Origin of the sequence: Micromonospora musae, from assembly GCF_003626635.1 — a bacterium.
Lineage (GTDB): Bacteria > Actinomycetota > Actinomycetes > Mycobacteriales > Micromonosporaceae > Micromonospora > Micromonospora musae.
Genome location: NZ_RAZT01000003.1, coordinates 402,464 through 421,837 on the forward strand (window position 1 = coordinate 402,464; position 19,374 = coordinate 421,837).

Here is a 19,374-nt window from a genome sequence, read left to right on the forward strand (position 1 = left end):
CGGTCAGTGCGCCGCCGGCTCCTTCTCGAGCCAGTCCAGCAGCGCGTCGATCGGCTCCCGCCACCGGGCGTCGAGCATCAGGTCGTGCCCCATCCCGGGGAAGAGCAGCGGCGCCGAACCGTAGCGGCGGGCCACCCGGCTGAGCGCCGCGGCCGGCACCACCCGGTCGTCGGGGCTGCCCAGCACCAGCACCGGCGGGTCGCCCACCGGCGGCTCCAGCTCCGGGCGGGTCAGCAGCTGCCACTGGGCCCGCCGGCTCGCCCGGCCCAGCGTCGAGACGTACCGCCGGGCCTCCGAATCGGGCAGCTCACGGCTGAACAGCTGCGCGCGGCTCAGCCGCAACCGCCCGCCGAACGCGGCGGGCAGCGTACCCGCCGGGTTGCGCCGGAGCGCGGTGCCGAGCGTCCCCCAACCGCCGAAGACCGGCGAGACCAGCACCGCCGCCCGGGCCGGGTAGCGGGCCAGCGCGTGCGCCACCACGAGTGCCCCGGCGCCGTGTCCCACCAGCACCGCCTGGCGCGGCAGGCCCGCGGCCACCTGGACCACGTCGTGGACGTACGCCCGCAGCGACGCCTTCGGTGCGGCCTCGCTGCCGCCGTGGCCACGCAGGCTCACCGCGTGCGCGGGGAACCCGCGGGACACCGCATGCCCCAGCCAGTGCTCGGCGAACGCCCACGCCCCGTGCCCGAAGCCCGGTACGAAGAGCAGCGGCGAGCGCCCCTCCTCCAGCTCCGGGGTGTTGCTGAGCACCTCACGCCGGACCGGCCGGACCGGCCGCGCCCACTCCGACCCCCGGATGACCCGGACACTGCTCACGGAATCAACCCTTCGCTCGTGACTGCCCGGCCCGCGGGCCCACTCTGCTCACTCGCGCTGGCGCCCCGCTCCGGGCGACGGCACGCGGCCTCGACGACGGTTCGCCCGCGGCGCGCGCTCACTTCCCCTCCAGGGAGTCGAGGGCACGCTGCACGGCGCGCAGATAGTCGACGTGCCCGACCTCGAACCAGTGCCGGGTGCTCTCCTTCACCGGCCCGGAGTAGCGCTCCCCCGCCCGGGCCTGGGCGGTCGCGGCGAACGCCGCCGCCCGGTCCGGGCGGCTACGGCGTGCCTGCAGCAGCCGGGCGAAGAGCACGGCCTGCCAGTGCGCCAGCGGGAACAGGCCCGAGTCCGGCTGGAGCAGGCCGACCACGGCCAGCGTGGGGTGCCCCGGCGCGAACGCGTTGAGCCAGAGGTTGGGGCGGCCGGTCCCGGAGTCGTCGCCGAGCACCTTCGGATCGAGGAAGTCGAAGCGCGGCAGATAGCCGGTGGCGAAGACGACCAGCTCCGGTTCGATCTGCCGGCCGTCGGTGAGCTGCACCCCGTACGGGTTGAAGCCGGCGACCTCCGGCACGGGCGTGATCGCCCCGTGCCCCACGTGGTAGACGAGCTGGCTGTTCGCGATCGGATGGGTCTCGTAGACCCGGTGGTCCGGCGCCGGCAGCCCGAACCGGGTCAGGTCGCCGACGGTGAGGCGCAGCGTCGAGTGGTAGAGCCACTGCCGCATCCGCAGCGGTACCCGCAGCGCGAGCAAGGTGTCATTGACCTGGTCGGCGGGGCGCCCGAGGACGTACTTCGGGGCGTACCAGTAGCCGCGCCGGGTGGAGTGCCAGCAGTGCGACGCCTGCTGCGCGGCCTCGACGGCGATGTCGCAGCCGGTGTTGCCGGCACCGACCACCAGGACCCGCTTGCCCCGCAGCTGGGCCGGGTCCTTGTACGAGGACGCGTGCATGACCTCGCCGCGGAACTCCTCCAGCCCCGGGTAGCCGGGGAGCTTCGGCGACCAGTTGTGCCCGTTGGCGACCACCACTGCCGCGTAGCGGGAGGTGCGTTCCGGGCCGTATCCGCCGGTGCTGCGGGTGGTGACGTCCCAGCCGTCTCCCTCGACGGGCTCGACCCGGATCACCTCGGTGCCGAACCAGATGTGCGAGCGCAGGTCGAAGTGGTCGGCGTACCGCTCGAAGTAGGCCAGCAGCTGGCTGTGGTGCGGGTAGTCCGGCCAGGAGTCCGGCATCGGGAAGTCGGGGAACTGGGTGAACGGCCGGGACGAGATCAGGTGGGTGCTGGCGTAGACCGGGCTGCGGTCGTGGCGCCAGTTCCACGCCCCGCCGACGCCGGTCTCCCGCTCGTAGCAGTCGACACCGAAGCCGTGTTCCTTGAGGTTCTTCATCGCTGCCAGGCCACTGGCCCCGGCGCCGATGACGCAGACCGTGTCGCCCCGGTCGGAGACCGGGCGGCCGTCGCGGCTCAGGGCGAGCGTGGTCGCCTCGGGATCGGGCCGGTCGGTGGAGGTGGTCACCGGAACATCTCCTTTTGTGCGGCACGGGTGCCGGTCGCCGCGAAATCCTCCCCACATCGGAGCCGGTTGTCCAGCCCTGGCGGGTACCGGGTTGCGGGCGCGGCCGAGTGCCGGCACGGAGGCGGCCGGCGCGACCCGGCTGCGCTCAGCCGGCTACCGGCAGCAACAGGTCGACCAGGACCGGGAAGTGGTCGCTGGCCCGGCGGGTCTGCGGGGTGTCCACCACGTCGTAGTCGACCACGGTGATCCGCGGGTCGACGAAGAGCGCGTCGATCCGCGACCGGGGGTCGGCGCAGGAGTAGGTGAGCCGCTCGGCCCGGTCGGCGGCGACCGCCGCGTCGGTCAGCCCGTGGGCGACGGTGGACCAGGCCGGCCCGTCCGGTCCCTCGTTGAGGTCCGCGCCGACCACCAGGGGCATGGTCGCGGCCCCCAGCTCCCGTTTGAGGACGGCGGCCTGCGCGGGACGCTCGGCCGGGTCGGTGGAGAGGTGCGAGCCGGCCAGGGTGAACCGGGCGCCGCCGGCGACCACGCAGTCGGCGTACGCGGCGCCGCGCAGGTGCCGCCCGGGGGTGAGCGGGAACCGCTGGCACCGGGTGGCGAGCACCCGGACCCGCAGGCTGGTCAGCAGCAGGTTGCCCAGCGCGGGCAGCCCGCCGCCCGCGACCACCAGGTTGACCGACTCGGCGAGCGCGGCCGACTTGCGCCGCCAGCGGAACCGCCGTGGGCCCTCCTGCACGATCACCACGTCCGGGGCGGCGTCGCGGATCACCGCGACCAGCGCGGCCCGGTCGTCTCGCTGACCGTGGATGTTGTACGACAGCACACGCAGCGGCACCCCGGAGCTTCCCGTCACGGCGACCCGCCCGCCTACATCCGCCGGGCCAGGTCGGCGGCGCCGATGACGCCCGCGCGGTTGCCCAGCTCGGCCGGGCGGATCTCGGCGACCGGAAGCCGGCTGCGCTGGGCGAGCGAGTCGATGTAGGAGCGCCGGGTCGGCCCCATCAGCAGGTCACCGGCGTCGATCACGCCACCGCCGACGACGAGCACCTGCGGGTCCAGGATCTGGGCCATGTCCGCGAGGCTGGTGCCGAGCCAGCGGCCGACCTGGGCGAACGCCTCGGTCGAGACCGGGTCGCCGCCCTTGGCCGCCGCGGTGACCATCGGCCCGGTGATCGCCTCGGCCTCACCCCCGGCCAGCTCCAGCAGCGCCGCGGCCCGCTGCGGCTCCTGCCGGGCGGCGGCGCGGGCGAAGCGGACCAGCGCGCTGCCGCTGGCGTACTGCTCGATGCAGCCGAGCCGTCCGCAGCCGCACTGGTGGCCGTCCGGGACGGTCAGCATGTGGCCCAGCTCGGCGGCGATGCCGTGCGCGCCGCGGACCAGCTCGCCGCCGAGCACGATGCCGCCGCCCACACCGGTGCCGATGGTGAACATGACCATGGAGTCGTCGGCGTGCCGGGCGGCGCCGTGGCGGAACTCGGCCCAGGCGGCCACGTTCCCGTCGTTCTCGACGACCACCGGCAGGCCGCTCTTCTTACTGACGTAGTCGCGCAGCGGCTCGTCACGCCAGGCGAGGTTCGGGGCGAAGAGCACGGTGGAGCGGGTGGCGTCGATCCAGCCCGCCGCGCCGACGCCGACCGCCTCGATCGACCGGTCGGCGGCCAGCTCGCTGACCAGGTCCGTGATGACGTCCCGGGTCTTGGCGACGTCCTCGGCGGGAGTGTCCCGTCGGGCGTGCACGAGCACCTTGCCGGTCTCGTCCACGACACCGCCGGCGACCTTCGTGCCACCGACGTCGATCCCGATGGTCAGCGTCACCGCTGCCACTCCCCTCTGCTGTGCTGCCCCGCCCGTGCCGGCCCTGCCGGCAAGTGCGGGATGTCCCTGGTCAGGCGCCGTCGCCTGGTGCGTCCGCGCCCACGTCGCCGGGGGCACGCGACGCGGGCACCACGGGTCGGTCGGCCGGCGCCCGGTCGGCCGTCGCCGCAGCCGGCCCGGCGTCGTCGACGGGCGGCACGGGAACGGCCGGGGCGGTCGTGTCGTCCGCCCGGGTCGCGGAGGACCACACGTCCTCCTCCGACGCCGGCTGAGAATCATGCCCGCTACGGGTGGCCTCGCGCCAGACGAGGTCGTTGTCTGACGCGCCACCTCCCGCCTCGGCGGAAGGGTACGCGGGCCGCGGCGGCGGGTTCGCGGAGGCGAAGGCGCGCATAAGACTGGCCACACCGGCCGCCAGATCGCCCGCACCGGTGGCGAGTCGCTCGGCGAATTCGGGACTCGGATCACGAAGAGCGGCCATACCGCGACATACCGGGCAGATGCAGCACTCGGCGGTTCCGGTGGCGAAACCGCCTGATTCCGGGTGCGACTCCTCGGTGGACCGGCCGCTGTGACCGAGGACACTGGCCACGATCCCGCCGAGCGGGCCCCAGGCCCCTGCTGTGGGGTTCGCGGCGGCCAGCCGCGCGGTCGCCAGGAGCGTGGCGACGAGTCGCTCCGCCTCCTCCCGGGCCGAGCCCGGATCCGTTGCCACCATGGTCGACTCCTCTACCGTGGCGGCCGGGCCGCCGGACGCGTCACTGCGCCGCACCGGGTGCTTCTACCCGGCGCTTGAGCTGCTTCAACGCGGTATCCATGATCATTTTCTCGGCCTTGCGACGGAACATACCGAGCATCCCGACCGAAAGCTCCACCTCGAGCGTGTAGGTCACCGTGGTCGTGCCGCCCGGCTCGCCGACCAGGTCGTACGAACCCCGCTGCGACCGCTGCATCTTCGACGGCGCCACGAGGTGCCACTCGATGCGGCTCAGATCCTCGGCGTAGGCGTAGGCGAGCACGTACTCGTCGGCCAGCACGCCCGCGTCGATGACGAACCGGACCTTCCTGGCGTAGCCGTCCTCGTACTCCTCGACCACCTCCACCCGCCGCATCGCCTCGCTCCATTCCGGGTAGCGCGCGAAGTCGCAGATGACCGCCGCCACCTGCTCCGGTGGCGCGTCGATGACGATCGACTGGGTGGAGGTGTCCGCCATGGGGGGAGGCTACCCGGCGCGGCGTGACGCCCGGCCGTCCCGCCCCCACGCCACGCCACACCCCGGGGCGGCAACCTACCGGGAGCGCCCGGACGGACGGACAGGTAGGTTTCGACAGAGCCGGCCCGTGGGCGCGGCCGATCGACCAGTGCGAGCACGAGGAGTGTAGGTGCGCGAGTTCTCGGTACCACCGATCGTCACCGTCGGCGACTCCGCCAACCTCACCGACCCCGTCTGGGAGAACGCCGAAGCCGCGCCCGACACCGTGCAGTTCGTCCGCCCCACCGGCGCCACCGAGGGTCCGGCCTGGGCCGACGTCACCTGCCTGCAGTTCCGTGACGAGGTGGCGGCCGTGGCCCGGGGCCTCGTCGCGGCCGGCGTACGGGCCGGTGACCGGGTCGGGCTGATGAGCCACACCCGCTACGAGTGGACCCTGATCGACTACGCCATCTGGGCCGTGGGCGGGGTCTCCGTGCCGATCTACGAGACCTCCAGCGGCGAGCAGGCCGCCTGGATCCTCGCCGACTCCGGCGCGGTGGCCTGCGTGGTCGAGACCAACGCCCACGCCACCCTGCTGGCCGGCGTACGCGACCAGCTTCCCGACCTCGGGAAGGTCTGGCAGATCGACCTCGGCGCGGTGGACGAACTCGTCGCCGCGGGCGCGTCGGTCGACCCGGCGGAGGTCGACAGGCGTCGCGCGGCGCTGCGCAGCGCCGACCTGGCCACGATCATCTACACCAGCGGCACCACCGGCCGCCCCAAGGGCTGCGTCATCACGCACCGGAACATGTACGCCGACATCGCCAACGCGGTGCCGGTGCTGCCGAACCTGTTCAACCCGGGCGCCAGCACCCTGCTCTTCCTTCCGCTGGCGCACGCCTTCGCCCGGCTCATCCAGGTCGGCGTGGTGTACGCCCGCGCCACCATGCGGCACTGCGCCGACCCGAGGAACCTGGTCGCGGAGTTGCAGGAGTTCCGCCCGACCTTCGTGCTCTCCGTCCCCCGCGTCTTCGAGAAGGTCTACAACGCCGCCAAGCAGAAGGCCGAGGCCGACGGCAAGGGCGGCATCTTCGCCCGCGCCGAGCAGGTCGCCGTCGCGTACAGCGAGGCGCTGGAGTCCCCCGGCGGGCCGGGCTTCGGCCTGCGGGCCCAGCACGCGCTCTTCGACCGGCTGGTCTACCGCAAGCTGCGCGCCGCGCTCGGCGGCCGGTGCCGGGACGCGATCTCCGGCGGCGCCCCGCTCGGCGCGCGCCTCGGCCACTTCTTCCGCGGCATCGGGGTGCCCGTGTTCGAGGGGTACGGGTTGACCGAGACCGCCCCGGCCGCCGCCGTCAACCTGCCCTCGGCGACCCGCGTCGGCACGGTCGGCCGGCCGCTGCCCGGCGTGACCATCCGCATCGAGGACGACGGCGAGATCCTCATCGCCGGCGAGCTGGTCTTCGACGGGTACTGGCGAAACGAGGACGCGACCGCCGAGGTGCTCACGAAGGACGGGTGGTTCCGCACGGGCGACCTGGGCCAGCTCGACAACGACGGCTACCTCAGCATCACCGGCCGGAAGAAGGAGATCATCGTGACGGCCGGCGGCAAGAACGTCGCCCCGGCCGTGCTGGAGGACCAGGTCCGGGCCCACCCCCTGGTCAGCCAGTGCCTGGTCCTCGGCGACCAGAAGCCCTTCATCGCGGCGCTCGTCACCCTCGACGAGGAGGCGCTGCCTCGGTGGCTGGAGTCGGTCGGGCTGCCCGCCGACACGCCCGCAGCCGAGCTGCGCCAGCACGAGGGGCTGCGCGCCGAGATCCAGAAGGCCGTGGACCTGGCCAACGCGGCCGTCTCCCGGGCCGAGGCGATCAAGGTGTTCCGGATCCTCCCCCGGGACTTCACCGAGGCGACCGGTGAACTGACCCCGTCGCTGAAGGTCAAGCGCCAGGTCGTGCACAAGACGTACGCGGCGGAGATCGCCGAGATCTACCAAGGCTGACTACCATCCGTCACGTGCCCGCCTCGACAACCGCCCGACCTCACCCCCTCGCCGCCGCCGCGCGCCTGGTGATGCTGGCGCTGGTCGCCGTCCTGACCCTCTTCGCCACCCGCGAGCTGGCCCAGCTCTGGTGGATCGCGCTGCTCGCCGTGGCCGGGCTGCCCGCCCTGCTCGCCCCGCAGCACCGGATCATCGCCCCGCTCAGCCGGGTGGCGGAGGTGGTGGTGCTGGGGCTGGCGGCGAGCCATGTGGCGGCGGTGGCCCTGGTCGGCGGGTCGATCCACGGCCTGGGCGCGTCCGCGGTGCTGCCGTACCTGGCGGTGCCGGTGACCGTCACCGCGCTGCGCCGCCGGTTCCGCGAGGGCGCCGGCCTGCTCGCGGTGGCCGCCGTCGCCCTGCTGGTCAGCGGCGCGCTCACCGAGGTCGACGGGGCCCGGCAGATCACCCAGCCGGGCTACCTGGCCGTCTGCGCGCAGTGGCTGATCCTCGCGGTGCTCGGGCTCTACGCCGCCCGCACCCTGCACCGCGTGATGCAGGCGCGCGGCGAGGGCAAGCCGCAGCCGTACGCCGAGGCGACCCGCCTGCTCACCCAGCTGCGTACGGTCGCCCGGCAGCTGCCCGGCGCGACCCTCGACCCCGGCGGCATCTCCGAGCACCTGCTGGAGGAGCTGCGCAACGTGGCGCCGAGCAACCGGGCCGCCGTGCTCTCCGCCAGCGGCGGTGGCCGGCTCGTGGTGCTCGCCCAGGTGGGTGTCGACCGGGTCGACTGGGAGACGACGCTCGACGCGGACTCGGCGATCGCCGACGCCTGGGCCAGCCAGCAGCCGCAGACCGCGGCCCGGTCGCAGGCCCGGTCGCACCCGGGCGGCGACGTCTCGGCGCTGATCGTGCCGCTGGTCGCCGGGGTCCGCACCGTCGGCCTGGTGGTGCTGGAGGCCGACGCCGGGCACGCCTACCCATCGCCGGTGGTGTCGCGGGTGACCGCCCTGACCGGCCCGGCCGCGCTGCGGCTGGAGGCGGCGCTGCTCTTCGACGAGGTCCGCTCGCTGGCCACCAACGAGGAGCGGCAGCGCCTGGCCCGGGAGATCCACGACGGGGTCGCCCAGGAGCTGGTGATGGTCGGCTACGGCATCGACAACGCCCTGGCCACCGTGCACGACGACACCGAGGAGACCGCCGAGGCGCTGCGCACGCTGCGCGCCGAGGTGACCCGGGTGATCACGGAGCTGCGGCTGAGCCTCTTCGAGCTGCGCAGCGAGGTGGACCGGCACGGCGGGCTGGCCGCCGCGATCGCCGAGTACGCCCGCACCGTCGGCGCGTCCGCCGGCCTGCGGGTGCACCTGTCGCTGGACGAGTCGACCGCCCGGCTCCCCGCCGCCACGGAGGCGGAGCTGCTCCGCATCGCACAGGAGGCGGTGACGAACGCCCGCAAGCACGCCGGCGCGTCCAACCTCTGGGTCACCTGCGAGGTCGACCCGCCGTACGCGCAGATCGAAGTGTCGGATGACGGTCAGGGGATCGCTGACCAGCGGCCCGACGGGCGGTACGGTCTTGCGATCATGGCCGAGAGGGCGGAACGTATCCGGGGCCGGTTGGAGATTCGACCCCGGCGACCGAGCGGCACGACCGTGGCGGTGGTTCTCGGCACCTCGCCCCGGCGCGATAACGTGCGCGGTAGCGCAGCAGCAGAAGGGGAGTAACCCGAGGATGACCACAAGCCCGACACCGGCCACCCGTACCAAGGTCCTCCTGGTCGACGATCATGACCTGATTCGGAAGGGCCTGCGGCACGCCTTCGAGCGGGACCGGCAGTTCGAGGTCGTCGGTGAGGCCGCCACCGCGGCGGAAGGGGTCCGCCAGGCCGGGGCTCTGCAGCCGGACGTGGTGATCATGGATCTCCGGCTGCCCGACGGCAGCGGCCTCGAGGCCACCCGGGCACTTCGCAAGTCCAGCGCCTCGATGGGCATCGTGGTGCTGACCATGTACGCCGGCGACGACCAGCTCTTCGGCGCCCTGGAGGCCGGCGCGAGCGCCTTCGTGCCGAAGACCGCGCCCGCCGACGAGGTCGTGGCCGCCGCCCGGCACGCCGCCTCCTCCCCCAGCGCGTTCACCGCGGCCGACCTGGCCGAGGCGATGAAGCGCCGGCTGGCGCCGTCCGGGCCGCAGCTCTCCCCCCGTGAGGGCCAGGTCCTGCGGCTGCTCGCCGACGGCATGAGCGTGGCGGGCATCGCCAAGCAGCTCTTCGTCAGCGAGTCCACCGCGAAGACCCACATCTCGAAGCTCTACGAGAAGCTGGGCGCGGCCAACCGGGCGCAGGCGCTGATGACCGCGCTGCGGCTGGGCCTGCTCGAGGCTCCGGACGCCCCCAAGTTCTGACCGCTTCGCCGCCCTCCGGCGGCACGGCGTAGGGCGGGTCTCTCGCGGACGCGCCCCGGATCCGCGTCGGCCGCGACGGCCGGCGCGGATCTCGCGTATCGACCGGCGTCGGCTGCCGAAGTGGTGGCCGACTATGGTCACCCGGGCACTCGGAGGGGCAGAATACCCGCGGTGCGGCGGGCAACGACGCCCGTGCGCCGAGGGCGAGGGGTGGAGCATGCAGCGGCCGGACTGGGCACCCGAGACGATCGACATCGAACGCCCGAGCGTGGCCCGCATGTACGACTACTACCTCGGCGGCTCGCACAACTTCGCCGCCGACCGGGCCGCCGCCCAGGCGATGGTGGCCGCGGTGCCGGAGGCGCCGCTCATGGCCCAGGCCAACCGGGCGTTCCTCCGCCGGGCGGTGCAGTTCCTCACCGAGGCCGGCGTCCGCCAGTTCCTGGACATCGGCTCGGGCATCCCGACCGTGGGCAACGTGCACGAGATCGCCCGCCGCACGGCACCGGGCTCACGCGTCGTCTACGTCGACGTCGACCCGGTGGCGGTGGCGCACAGCCGGGAGATCCTCGCCGGCGACGACCACTCCGTCGTGGTCCAGGAGGACCTGCGCCACCCGGAGCGGATCCTCGCCCACCCGGACGTACGCGGGCTGCTCGACCTCGACGAGCCGGTCGCCGTGCTGGTCGTCGCGGTGCTGCACTTCATCTCCGACGACGACCGGCCGGCGGAGATCCTCGGCAACCTGCGGGACGCGCTCGCGCCCGGCAGCCACCTGGTGATCTCGCAGGCCAGCGACGAGGGGCGCGACGTCGAGGAGCGGGGTGAGGCGCAGCGTGTCTACCGGCGTACCGACAACCCGCTCTGGATCCGCAGCCGGGCCGAGCTGACCGCCTTCTTCGACGGCTTCGAACTGGTCGAGCCGGGCGTGGTGTGGGTGCCGCAGTGGCGTCCGGAGGCGCCGGAGAACGCCGAGGACGCGGAGCGGGCCGTCTTCCTGGGCGGCGTCGGGCGACTCGGTGGCTGAGTCGGCGGCGCTGCGTTCACCCTCGCGTCCCGGGACGTTCGCCCGAGCCTGGGCCAAGGCGGTCGGCGGCACCAGTTTCCTGCCGCTCACCCATGCGCAGCTGGAGGCGCTGCTGCAACGCCTCGCCGACCAGCTGGCCGCCGCGCTGCTGGCCGAGCCCTTCGACCTGCGCCCCGGTCACCGGGTGGGCGCCGAACTGGTCGCCAACCACATCGCCTCCGCGGAAGGGCTGGGCCGCACCGTCGAGGTCGTCCAGCTCCGGCTGCTCCGCGACCTGGGCCTGGTGGGCGACGACGTCGAGGACCGGATGGCTCGGCTGCTCGCCGCGGTGGCCACCGGTTACGCCCGGGCGTTGCGCGACCGCACCCTCGACGAGCAGGAGTCGATCCGGCGGGCCGTGATGATGGCTCGCACCCAGGCGGAGCGCGCGTTGCGGGAGAGCGAGGCCCGGTTCCGCCGCCAGGCCACCCACGACTCGCTCACCGAGCTGCCCAACCGGGCGCTCTTCACCGAGCGGCTCACCGACGCGCTCAACGAGCCCGGCCGGGGGGCGCAGCGGATCGGGCTGTGCTTCGTCGACCTCGACCGGTTCAAAGTGGTGAACGACTCGCTCGGCCACCAGGTCGGTGACCGGCTGCTCATCACGGTCGCCGACCGGCTGCGCCGGGCCCTCGACGGGCACCTGGTGGCCCGGCTCGGCGGGGACGAGTTCGTCATCCTGGTGGAGCGGACCGGCGGCACCGACGACGTCGTCGCGGTGGCCGAGGCGGCGCTCGCGGCGGTGCGTGAACCGGCCTTGGTGGACGGTCACGAGCTGGTGGTGACGGCGAGCATCGGCATCGCGGAACGGCAGGTGGCCGGCACCACCCCGAGCGACCTGATGCGCGCCGCCGACAGCACCCTGCACTGGGCCAAGGCGGCCGGCGGCGCCCGATGGGAGATCTTCGACGCCGAACGCAACCGGCGGGAACTGGCCCGCTACGCGCTCTCCGCGGCCATTCCCCCCGCGCTGGAGCGAGGTGAGTTCTACCTCGACTACCAGCCGCTGACGTCGCTGCGCGACGGCAGCCTGCTCGGGGTGGAGGCGCTGGTGCGCTGGCGTCACCCGGAGCTCGGCGTGCTACGACCGGGCAGCTTCATCGGGTTGGCGGAGGAGACGGGCCTCATCGTGCCGCTCGGCGGCTGGGTGCTGGCCGAGGCGTGCCGGGAGGCGGAGGGCTGGTCGGCGCGGGGCGGCCGGACGCCGTTCGTCAGCGTCAACCTTGCCGTACGTCAGGTGCACCGGCCGGGCCTGGTGCAGGAGGTGCACGGGCTGCTGGAGCGGACCGGGTTGCCGCCGGACCGGCTCCAGTTGGAGATCACCGAGAGCACCATGATGAGCACCACCGAGGAGCCGGTACGGGCCCTGCGCGGCCTCGCCGACCTGGGCGTACGGATCGCCATCGACGACTTCGGCACCGGCTACAGCAACCTCGCGTACCTGCGGGACCTGCCGGTGACGGAGCTGAAGGTGGCCGGCGAGTTCGTGGCCGGCCTGCGCGCGCCGGCGGCGGATCCGGGCAGCCGCACCGACGAGCGGATCCTCGCCTCACTCGTGTCGCTGGCGCACGCGCTCGGTCTCACGGTGACCGCCGAGGGGGTGGAGACCGCCGGCCAGGCCGAACGGCTGCGGGCGATCGGCTGCGACGCCGGCCAGGGGTGGCACTTCGGCCGCCCGGCACCCGCCGACCGGATCCTGGAGCGCGTCGGCTGAGCAGGCGTAGACAATGTCTACGCCCACCTGGTAGACACTGTCTATGCAGGACTCGGAGCCGGACATCCGCACTCGGCTGATCACCGCCGGGGTGGAGCTGGTGCACAGCGAAGGGCACGCGGCGGTCTCCCTGCGGGACATCGCCCGCCGGGCCGGTGTCTCGCACGGCGCACCGAGGCGCCACTTCCCCACCCATCTCGACCTGCTCTCGGCGATCGCCCGGCAGGGGTACGCCGACCTCGGTGTCCGGATCGCCGCGGTCGTACGCGACGCCGGACCCGACCCGCGCGAGCGGCTCCTCGCCCTCGGCCGGGCCTACCTCGACTACGCCGCCGCGCAGCGGGGGATGTTCGAGCTGATGTTCCGGCACGATCTGCTCAACAGCGGCCGGCTCGGGCTGCGCGACACCAGCCTGCCACTCTTCACCCTGCTGGCCGACCTCGTCGCGCAGCTACGGCGGCCGACCGACGCTCCGGCCACCGTCCTCGCCGGCGCGCTCTGGGCGAACCTGCACGGCCTCGCGCAGCTCTGGGCCTGGGGAAGCCTGCAACTCGCGACCGGTGCCACCGACGACGACGCCCTGCTCCGGGCCACGCTCGACGCGCACCTCGGCCCCGCCCGCGCCGGACAACCCCGTACCTGATCGGAGGAGCTGTGCCCCTGCTGTACGACCTCGGCAAGCTGACCGTCGGCACCGCGCTACGGCTCGGCTGGCGCCCACGGGTGGAGGGACTGGCCCACCTGCCCCCACACGGCGGCGCCATCCTCGCCGGCAACCACCTCTCGGTCGCCGACGAGCTCTTCCTGGCCTCGGTCACGCCGCGCCGGATCGCCTTCTGGGCCAAGTCGGAGTACTTCTCCGGCGGGGGCGCGCGCGGCTGGCTCAGCCGTCGCATCGTCAGCGGCATGGGCGCCATCCCCGTCGAGCGCGCCGGCGGCCGGGCCGTCCTCACCGCGTTCGACGCCGCCGTGCCGGTGCTGCGCGCCGGCGGCCTCGTGGCCGTCTACCCGGAGGGCACCCGCTCCCCCGACGGCCGGCTGCACCGCGGCCGCACCGGCGTGGTCCGGCTGGCCCGGGACGCCGAGGTGCCGATCATTCCGGTCGGTGTGCTCGGCACCGCGGAGGTGCTGCCGATCGACGCGCGCCTGCCCCGCCGGCATCCGGTGACGCTGCGGTTCGGTGCGCCGATCCCGGTGGCCGGACGCATCAACGGGCCGCGTGACATCCGGCTCCTCACCGACGAGGTGATGGCGGCGATCCAGCAGCTGACCGGCCAGGAGTACGTGCCCCGGTACGCCCCGAGGCGGGAGTCGCTGGCCGCCTGAACAGCGCGGGCCGCTGGCCGCCTGAACAGCGCGGGCCGCTGGCCGCCTGAGAAGTGCGGGCCGCTGGCCGCCTGAGCGGCGTGGGCCGGTGGCCGCGTGAGCGGCGCGCCGGGGGGCCGTCGGCGCTGCTGTCCGCCGGTCAGCCGGCGAGCAGGGCGGCCATCCGCTGCGCCTGGGTCTCCCAGCGCCACTCCCGCTCCACCCAGGCCCGCCCGGCGGCGCCGAACTGGCGCGCCAGGTCCCGGTCGGTGAGCAGCAGCGACACCCGGTCGGCGAGCTGGGCCACGTCCCGGCCGTTCACCACGTAACCGGTCTCCCCCGCACGGACCGCGTCCGGCGCGCCACCGGAGTCCCCGGCGACCACCGGCAGGCCCGCCGCGGACGCCTCCAGGTAGACGATGCCGAGGCCCTCCACGTCCAGCCCCCGATTGCGGGTGCGGCACGGCATCGCGTAGACGTCACCGGCGGCGTAGTGCGCAGGCAACTCGGCGGCGGGCACCGACCCGGTGAAGACCACGTCCCGGTCCACCCCGGTCTGCCGGGCGAGCTTCTCGAGCGCGGCCCGGTAGGGCCCGTCCCCGACCACGAGCAGTGCGGCGTCGGGAACCCGGCGGATGATCTCGGGCATGGCCCGGATGAGCATGTCCTGGCCCTTACGCGGAACGAGCCGGGACACGCAGACCACCACCGGTCGGTCGGAGAGCCCGAGCCGGGCCCGCACCGGCTCGCCGTCCACGTCCGGGTGGTACGTGTCGACGTCCACGCCGGGCGCGAGCCGTTGCAGCTCGGTCAGCCCGTCCAACGCCCGCGCCAACCGCACCCGCGTGTACTCACCGAGGTAGGTGGTCACGTCGACGCCGCGCGCGATGTGCCGCAGCGCGGCGCGCGCGCCGGGCAGCGCGGCCCAGCCGATCTCGTGCCCGTGCGTCTGCGCGACGAACCGGCGGATGCCTGCCCGCCGGCGCAGCCCGCCGGCGAGCAGCCCGAGCGGGGCGGCCGCGCCGAACCACACCGTGTCGCAGTCGTATTCGCGGGCGAGCCGCGCGGCCCGCCGAGCCACCAGCGGGGTGGGCAGCAGCATCCGGGTGCGTTCCCGGATCACCTCGTACGGCTGGTCGGCGTCGAACTTCTCCGCCCCGGGCCAGGTCGACGCGTAGACCACCACGGAGCCGGTCGGCTGGTGCACCGCGAGGTTGTGCACGAAGGACTGGATCCCACCTGGGCGGGGCGGGAAGTCGTTCGTGATCAGCAGCGTCCGGGTCATCTACCGGCCTCTCTGGCGTAGGCGCGGGCGGCTGCCATCCGCTCGACCGTGGACGGGTGGGTCGCGGAGTACAGGTACTCCCAGCGTGGTGGATCGGGGTCGGCCAGGTTGATGGTGGCCAGCCGCCGCTGCATCGACTCGAAGGCGGACGGATCGCCGGTGAGCGCGAGCGCGTGCGCGTCGGCCCGCGCCTCGACCCGCCGGGAGATCAGCGCCTGGACCGGTGCGGCGACCAGACCGACGACCGTCACCAGCGCCACCAGCAGCGGGAACGCGCGTGGTTCGGCCACCGAGTCGACGCCGGCCAGCCGTAACAGGGGTGCCCACGAGCCGATCAGGTAGAGCGCGACCACCGCCGCCGCGGCGCCGAGCGCGCCGGTCAGCGTACCCACCGTGACGTCCCGGTCCCGGGCGTGTCCCAACTCGTGCGCGACCACGGCGGTCACCTCCGCCGGCGGGGCCTCCCGCAGCAGGGTGTCGTAGACGACCACGCGCCGGGTCGGCCCGATCCCCGAGACGTACGCGTTGACCGCCCGCGTCCGACGTGACGCGTCGGCCACCAGGACGTCGCGCACCGGTACCCCGTCCCGCGCCGCCATCGCCATCAGCTCGGTGCGCAGCGGGCCCTGCTCCATCGGGGTGAACCGGTTGAAGACCGGCTCCACCAGCACGGGCAGCACGAAGGAGAGCAGCACCACCAGCCCCGCCGCGCCGGCCGCCCCGAACGCCCACCACCAGCGCGGCGCGAGCCGGATGACCGCGTAGAAGCCGAGCAGCGCCACCGCGCCGATCACCGCGCTCACCGCGTACGACTTGAGCAGGTCGACCAGCCAGCCGGCCCAGCCGTTGGTGCTCAGCCCGTAGCGGGTGAGTACTGCCTGCCGCCAGGCGGAGAACGGAAGGGTGACCAGGTCGGCGACGAGCACGACGGCGAGACCGCCGAGCACGGCCTGGGCCACCCAGTGCCCGCCGAAGGGGCGCCCGGCCAGCTCGACGAGCCGGCTGCCCAGCGGGGTCAGCCCGAGCGCGAGGGCGATCAGCAGGCCGATCACGAGGCTCGCGTAGCCACCCGGGCGCAGCGCGGCCCGGAACTCACGCGAATGGGTCACCTGGTCCGCCGGAAGGTCACCCAACGCGGCGAGCTGGTCGGCGCGGGGCGCCGGCGGGCGGTTCCAGGGGATCAGCAACGCGGCGGCGACCACCAGCGCGAGAGCGAGCCCGGCCAGCGCCACCAGGGCCCAGCCGCGCGGGCTCATCGCGGCACCCCGCCGCGCGGGCGCCCGTCCCCGCCCCGCGATACCCGCGTCATCCACGCTCCTCTCGCCGTGACCGCCAATCCTAGGGCTCCCCTACCGTGTCGCACCGACGGTGCCCGCCCGTCCGCGCCGAACGGCCGCCGGGACGCGACGAGTGCCCCCCGTGCCGGCGATGCGCGCCCCGCCCCGCCGCGCCGAAGCGGCCGCCACGCGACGAGGCGGCCGGGCAGCTTCCAGTGATCGCTTCGGCGACCCGGTCGGCGACCTCCGTACCGTGGCGCGACCACACGCCGGAAGCACCGGCCGACCGCGCTACGCCAGGACGCCCTCCACGGGTCGTAACGGACCAGCGTCGGCGGGTGCGCCTCGGCGTCGGCGTGCGCGGCGCGCAGCGGCCCGGTGTCGAGGTGGTGCCGTGGCAGTTCACCGCCGCGTTGCCCTGCACGTCCTCCAGCGGCACCCCCTCGGCGCGCCGGTAGCGGCCGCCGTGAGGCGAGCGAGCGCGCGGTAGCGCAAGCGCCACGGACGCGACACGCGATTGCGCCCGGAGTGACCACGCGGCGGATTGGGCGAGATCGGCGCGGCGGAGGCCAGCGCGGCGGGCGGCAGGGCCGGAGACGTCGGCGGCGGGAGCCGGCGAGGTCGGCGCTCGGGTCAGGCGATCTGGCGGCGACGCAGCGGCCAGCGTCGGCGAGGTCGGCGACAGGGCCGGCGCGGCGGGAGCCGGCAAGGTCGGCGCTCGCGTCAGGCGATCCGGCGGCGACGCAGCGGCCAGCGTCGGCGAGGTCTGCGTCGGGCGGCAAGGTCGACGGCAGGCCGGCAAGGTCGGCCGGGCGGGCCTGCAAGGCCGGCGCTCGGGTCAGGCGATCCGGCGGCGGCGCAGCGGCCGGGGCCGCGCGGCCGGCGGCCGCGGTGGGGGCAGTACCTCCACCTCGAACCCCGCCCGGACGAAGAGCTCGACGGCCCGGTGCTCGGCCGGGCCGAGGTCGGCCACGGGAGAGCTCTCGTCGAACAGTGCGGTCACCAGGCAGCCGGAGCAGCCGGCACCTCGGATGCGGCACCGCTCGCAGTCGATCAGCATCAACGCCTCCTGACGGGCTGCGGCGGCCTGGACGACCGGATCGTCGCCACCCGACCACCGTCGGTCACGCCCACGCTAGGCCCCGGGTACGACAGAACCGGACAACGAGCACCGAACCGGCGCTGATCAACTCGACTTCATTGAAGTCGGGGTATCAACGGCGGGTTATCGCCCGACTTCATGGATGTCGAGTGGATCAACCCGATCCAGGCGGGTCAACCTGAGCCGAACGGGTCACCCGACCCGAGTGGATCAACCCGAGGTCGATTCGATCGGAGCGGGTCAGGAGCGGGCCAGGCGGCGCAGCAGCGAGTCGGCACCCAGCGGGTACGCGCCGTGCCGGCGTACCCCGTCGGCGACCTCGCGGTCGGAGGAGATCACCACGACCGGCCGGCCGGACGGCTCGGCGCGGACCAGGCGCCGGATCAACTCGTCGGCGGTCTCCCCCTTGCGGGAGAAGAGCACCCGCACGCCGCGCGGTGTGGGCGGCAGTCCGGGGATGCGTTCGGCGCCGTCGAAGACCACTGTGACCTCGTCGCCGGTCTGCGCGGCGATCCCACCCAGCCCGGTGATCAGGCGCTTGCGCTGCTGCTCCAGCGACATCTCGCCGAAGCCCCGCTTGGTGACGTTGTAACCGTCCACCACCAGGTGGGCCCGGGGCAGGGCGAGCAGCTGGTCCAGCCGGGCCGGGTCGTCGGTGTCCCGGGCGCGGGTCGCGGCGCCGGTCGCGACGCCGGGCTGGTCGGCGAACGCGTCGGCCACGAAGTCGGCCGGGAGCGCGTCGACCGGGTCGAGTGCGAGCTCGCGGCGCAACCCGACCGCGGCCTGCCCGATCGTCTCCAGGAGCAGCCAGAGCCGGGCGTCGTCGACCGAGCGGGCCTCCTTGGCGCTGGTCCGGGCCGCCCCGGCGGCGGCTTCGGCCTCGGCCAGTCGGGCCCGGGCCCGACGCAGCTCCGCGTCGGCGTCCGCGCCCGCCCGGGCCGCCCGGCCGCGTTCGGTGGCGAGCAGCTCGGTGGCCCGCCGCTCCCGGGCCTGCGTCTCGCGGAGGGTACGGGCCAGCTGCCGGGCCTCCTCGCGCTGCTGGCCGAGCTCCTCGCGGACCCGGGCCAGCTCGTCGCGGAGCTTCTCCGCCTCGACCCGGGCCACCGCCCGGTCGTGCTCGGCCCGGGTGGCCCGCTGCTCGGCCTCGCGTACCAGCTCGGCGACGACCGCGCTGTCCGCCTCGGCGCGTACCGCCGCGCCGCTCGCCTCGATGAGTTCCCGCCAGCCGGACGGCCGGGCCAGGTAGGCCAGGGCGGCCACCTCGACCGGGTCGGCGGCGGCCGGGGCGGTGCCTTCGACCACCGCGGCGCCGAGATCGCCGGCGTCGGTCAGCACCCGGGCGCTGACCCGCTGCCGGAAGAGCGGGTCGGCGCTGAGCTGGGTGGCGATCGCCGGCGCGCCGAGCCGGGCGCGGCGGTTGGGGGCGAACTTGGCGACCCGGCGCAGCGGCACCGGCACCTCGTCGGCGGGGAGAACGGGCAGCACCGCGGCGGTGAGGGTCACGATCCGCTGGCGTACCGGCTCGGGCAGGACGGGCTCGGGCTCCGGAGCGCCGTCGTCGTCCCCGCCGGCCCCAGCCGGGTCGGCAACAACGCCGGCCGCAGCCAGGTCGGCAGCGCCGCGGGCAGCAGCCAGGTCGGCAACACCGCCGACAGCGTCCGGGTCGGCAACACCGCCGGCAGCGTCCGTGATCGCCTCGACGCCGGCCTCGGTGTCGACAGGGGGCGAGGCCACCTCCGACCCGGCCGACCGGTCGACCCCACCGGTGTCGCGCGCGGCGGCGACCTGCTCCTCCGGCGGGAGGTGGTCGTCGTACGGCTCGGTGAGGGGCATGTGGCAAGTCTCCCACCGCAGCCGGGCCCACCGCCCGGTGAGTGAGCCGATCTCTCATCCTAGCCTGGTGTCGA

The 19,374-nt window shown here is 74.5% G+C and carries 17 protein-coding genes; 7 read left to right on the forward strand and 10 right to left on the reverse strand.

What is annotated here, in order from left to right; translation table 11 throughout:
• Nucleotides 1-3 precede the first annotated feature (3 nt).
• The 6 genes from D7044_RS07645 to D7044_RS07670 all read right to left on the reverse strand — a co-directional run bounded on the left by D7044_RS07645 (nucleotide 4) and on the right by D7044_RS07670 (nucleotide 5,364).
• Complete coding sequence (locus tag D7044_RS07645; RefSeq protein WP_120678275.1) at nucleotides 4-816, reverse strand: alpha/beta hydrolase; 813 nt, start codon at nucleotides 814-816, stop codon at nucleotides 4-6.
• Nucleotides 817-934: 118 nt separating this feature from the next.
• Nucleotides 935-2,335, reverse strand: a complete 1,401-nt coding sequence (locus tag D7044_RS07650) for a flavin-containing monooxygenase (RefSeq protein ID WP_120688368.1) — start codon at nucleotides 2,333-2,335, stop codon at nucleotides 935-937.
• A 145-nt stretch (nucleotides 2,336-2,480) separates the two neighbouring features.
• Nucleotides 2,481-3,188 carry an endonuclease/exonuclease/phosphatase family protein gene (locus D7044_RS07655; RefSeq protein WP_120688369.1) on the reverse strand — a complete coding sequence of 236 codons (708 nt, stop codon included), beginning with the start codon at nucleotides 3,186-3,188 and terminating at the stop codon, nucleotides 2,481-2,483.
• Nucleotides 3,189-3,202: 14 nt separating this feature from the next.
• On the reverse strand, nucleotides 3,203-4,150 hold the full coding sequence (locus D7044_RS07660; RefSeq protein WP_120678281.1) for an ROK family glucokinase: 948 nt from the start codon (nucleotides 4,148-4,150) through the stop codon (nucleotides 3,203-3,205).
• Between the two features lie 70 nt (nucleotides 4,151-4,220).
• On the reverse strand, nucleotides 4,221-4,868 hold the full coding sequence (locus D7044_RS07665; protein ID WP_120678913.1) for a hypothetical protein: 648 nt from the start codon (nucleotides 4,866-4,868) through the stop codon (nucleotides 4,221-4,223).
• Nucleotides 4,869-4,908: 40 nt separating this feature from the next.
• Nucleotides 4,909-5,364 (reverse strand): SRPBCC family protein, encoded by a 456-nt coding sequence (locus tag D7044_RS07670; protein ID WP_120688370.1) that lies wholly within the window; start codon nucleotides 5,362-5,364, stop codon nucleotides 4,909-4,911.
• Between the two features lie 169 nt (nucleotides 5,365-5,533).
• On the opposite strand from D7044_RS07670, the gene D7044_RS07675 reads away from it, so the two are divergent.
• The 7 genes from D7044_RS07675 to D7044_RS07705 all read left to right on the forward strand — a co-directional run bounded on the left by D7044_RS07675 (nucleotide 5,534) and on the right by D7044_RS07705 (nucleotide 13,824).
• Complete coding sequence (locus tag D7044_RS07675) at nucleotides 5,534-7,342, forward strand: AMP-dependent synthetase/ligase (RefSeq protein ID WP_120688371.1); 1,809 nt, start codon at nucleotides 5,534-5,536, stop codon at nucleotides 7,340-7,342.
• Nucleotides 7,343-7,356: 14 nt separating this feature from the next.
• Entirely contained in the window at nucleotides 7,357-9,042 is a 1,686-nt protein-coding gene (locus D7044_RS07680) for a GAF domain-containing sensor histidine kinase (RefSeq protein ID WP_120678286.1), read from the forward strand.
• Between the two features lie 7 nt (nucleotides 9,043-9,049).
• Nucleotides 9,050-9,718 (forward strand): response regulator transcription factor, encoded by a 669-nt coding sequence (locus D7044_RS07685; protein ID WP_007072219.1) that lies wholly within the window; start codon nucleotides 9,050-9,052, stop codon nucleotides 9,716-9,718.
• Nucleotides 9,719-9,935: 217 nt separating this feature from the next.
• The gene (locus D7044_RS07690; protein ID WP_120678288.1) at nucleotides 9,936-10,745 is read left to right on the forward strand and encodes an SAM-dependent methyltransferase; all 810 of its coding nucleotides are present in this window, start codon (nucleotides 9,936-9,938) and stop codon (nucleotides 10,743-10,745) included.
• A complete protein-coding gene (locus tag D7044_RS07695) occupies nucleotides 10,738-12,498 on the forward strand; it encodes a putative bifunctional diguanylate cyclase/phosphodiesterase (protein ID WP_120678291.1) in 1,761 nt (586 codons plus the stop codon). The genes D7044_RS07690 and D7044_RS07695 overlap by 8 nt, the downstream gene beginning before the upstream one ends.
• A gap of 43 nt (nucleotides 12,499-12,541) precedes the next feature.
• On the forward strand, nucleotides 12,542-13,141 hold the full coding sequence (locus D7044_RS07700; RefSeq protein ID WP_120688372.1) for a TetR/AcrR family transcriptional regulator: 600 nt from the start codon (nucleotides 12,542-12,544) through the stop codon (nucleotides 13,139-13,141).
• A gap of 11 nt (nucleotides 13,142-13,152) precedes the next feature.
• The gene (locus tag D7044_RS07705; RefSeq protein WP_120688373.1) at nucleotides 13,153-13,824 is read left to right on the forward strand and encodes a lysophospholipid acyltransferase family protein; all 672 of its coding nucleotides are present in this window, start codon (nucleotides 13,153-13,155) and stop codon (nucleotides 13,822-13,824) included.
• A 139-nt stretch (nucleotides 13,825-13,963) separates the two neighbouring features.
• Here D7044_RS07705 and D7044_RS07710 read toward each other — a convergent pair whose 3' ends face one another.
• The 4 genes from D7044_RS07710 to D7044_RS07725 form a co-directional block, all read right to left on the reverse strand.
• Nucleotides 13,964-15,088: a glycosyltransferase family 4 protein gene (locus D7044_RS07710; protein WP_120678297.1), complete on the reverse strand. Its 1,125-nt coding sequence runs from the start codon at nucleotides 15,086-15,088 to the stop codon at nucleotides 13,964-13,966.
• On the reverse strand, nucleotides 15,085-16,344 hold the full coding sequence (locus D7044_RS07715) for a M48 family metallopeptidase (protein WP_120688374.1): 1,260 nt from the start codon (nucleotides 16,342-16,344) through the stop codon (nucleotides 15,085-15,087). The genes D7044_RS07710 and D7044_RS07715 overlap by 4 nt, the downstream gene beginning before the upstream one ends.
• An 859-nt stretch (nucleotides 16,345-17,203) precedes the next feature.
• Nucleotides 17,204-17,425: a hypothetical protein gene (locus D7044_RS07720; RefSeq protein WP_120688375.1), complete on the reverse strand. Its 222-nt coding sequence runs from the start codon at nucleotides 17,423-17,425 to the stop codon at nucleotides 17,204-17,206.
• A gap of 282 nt (nucleotides 17,426-17,707) precedes the next feature.
• Complete coding sequence (locus tag D7044_RS07725) at nucleotides 17,708-19,300, reverse strand: NYN domain-containing protein (protein ID WP_120688376.1); 1,593 nt, start codon at nucleotides 19,298-19,300, stop codon at nucleotides 17,708-17,710.
• Nucleotides 19,301-19,374 lie beyond the last annotated feature (74 nt).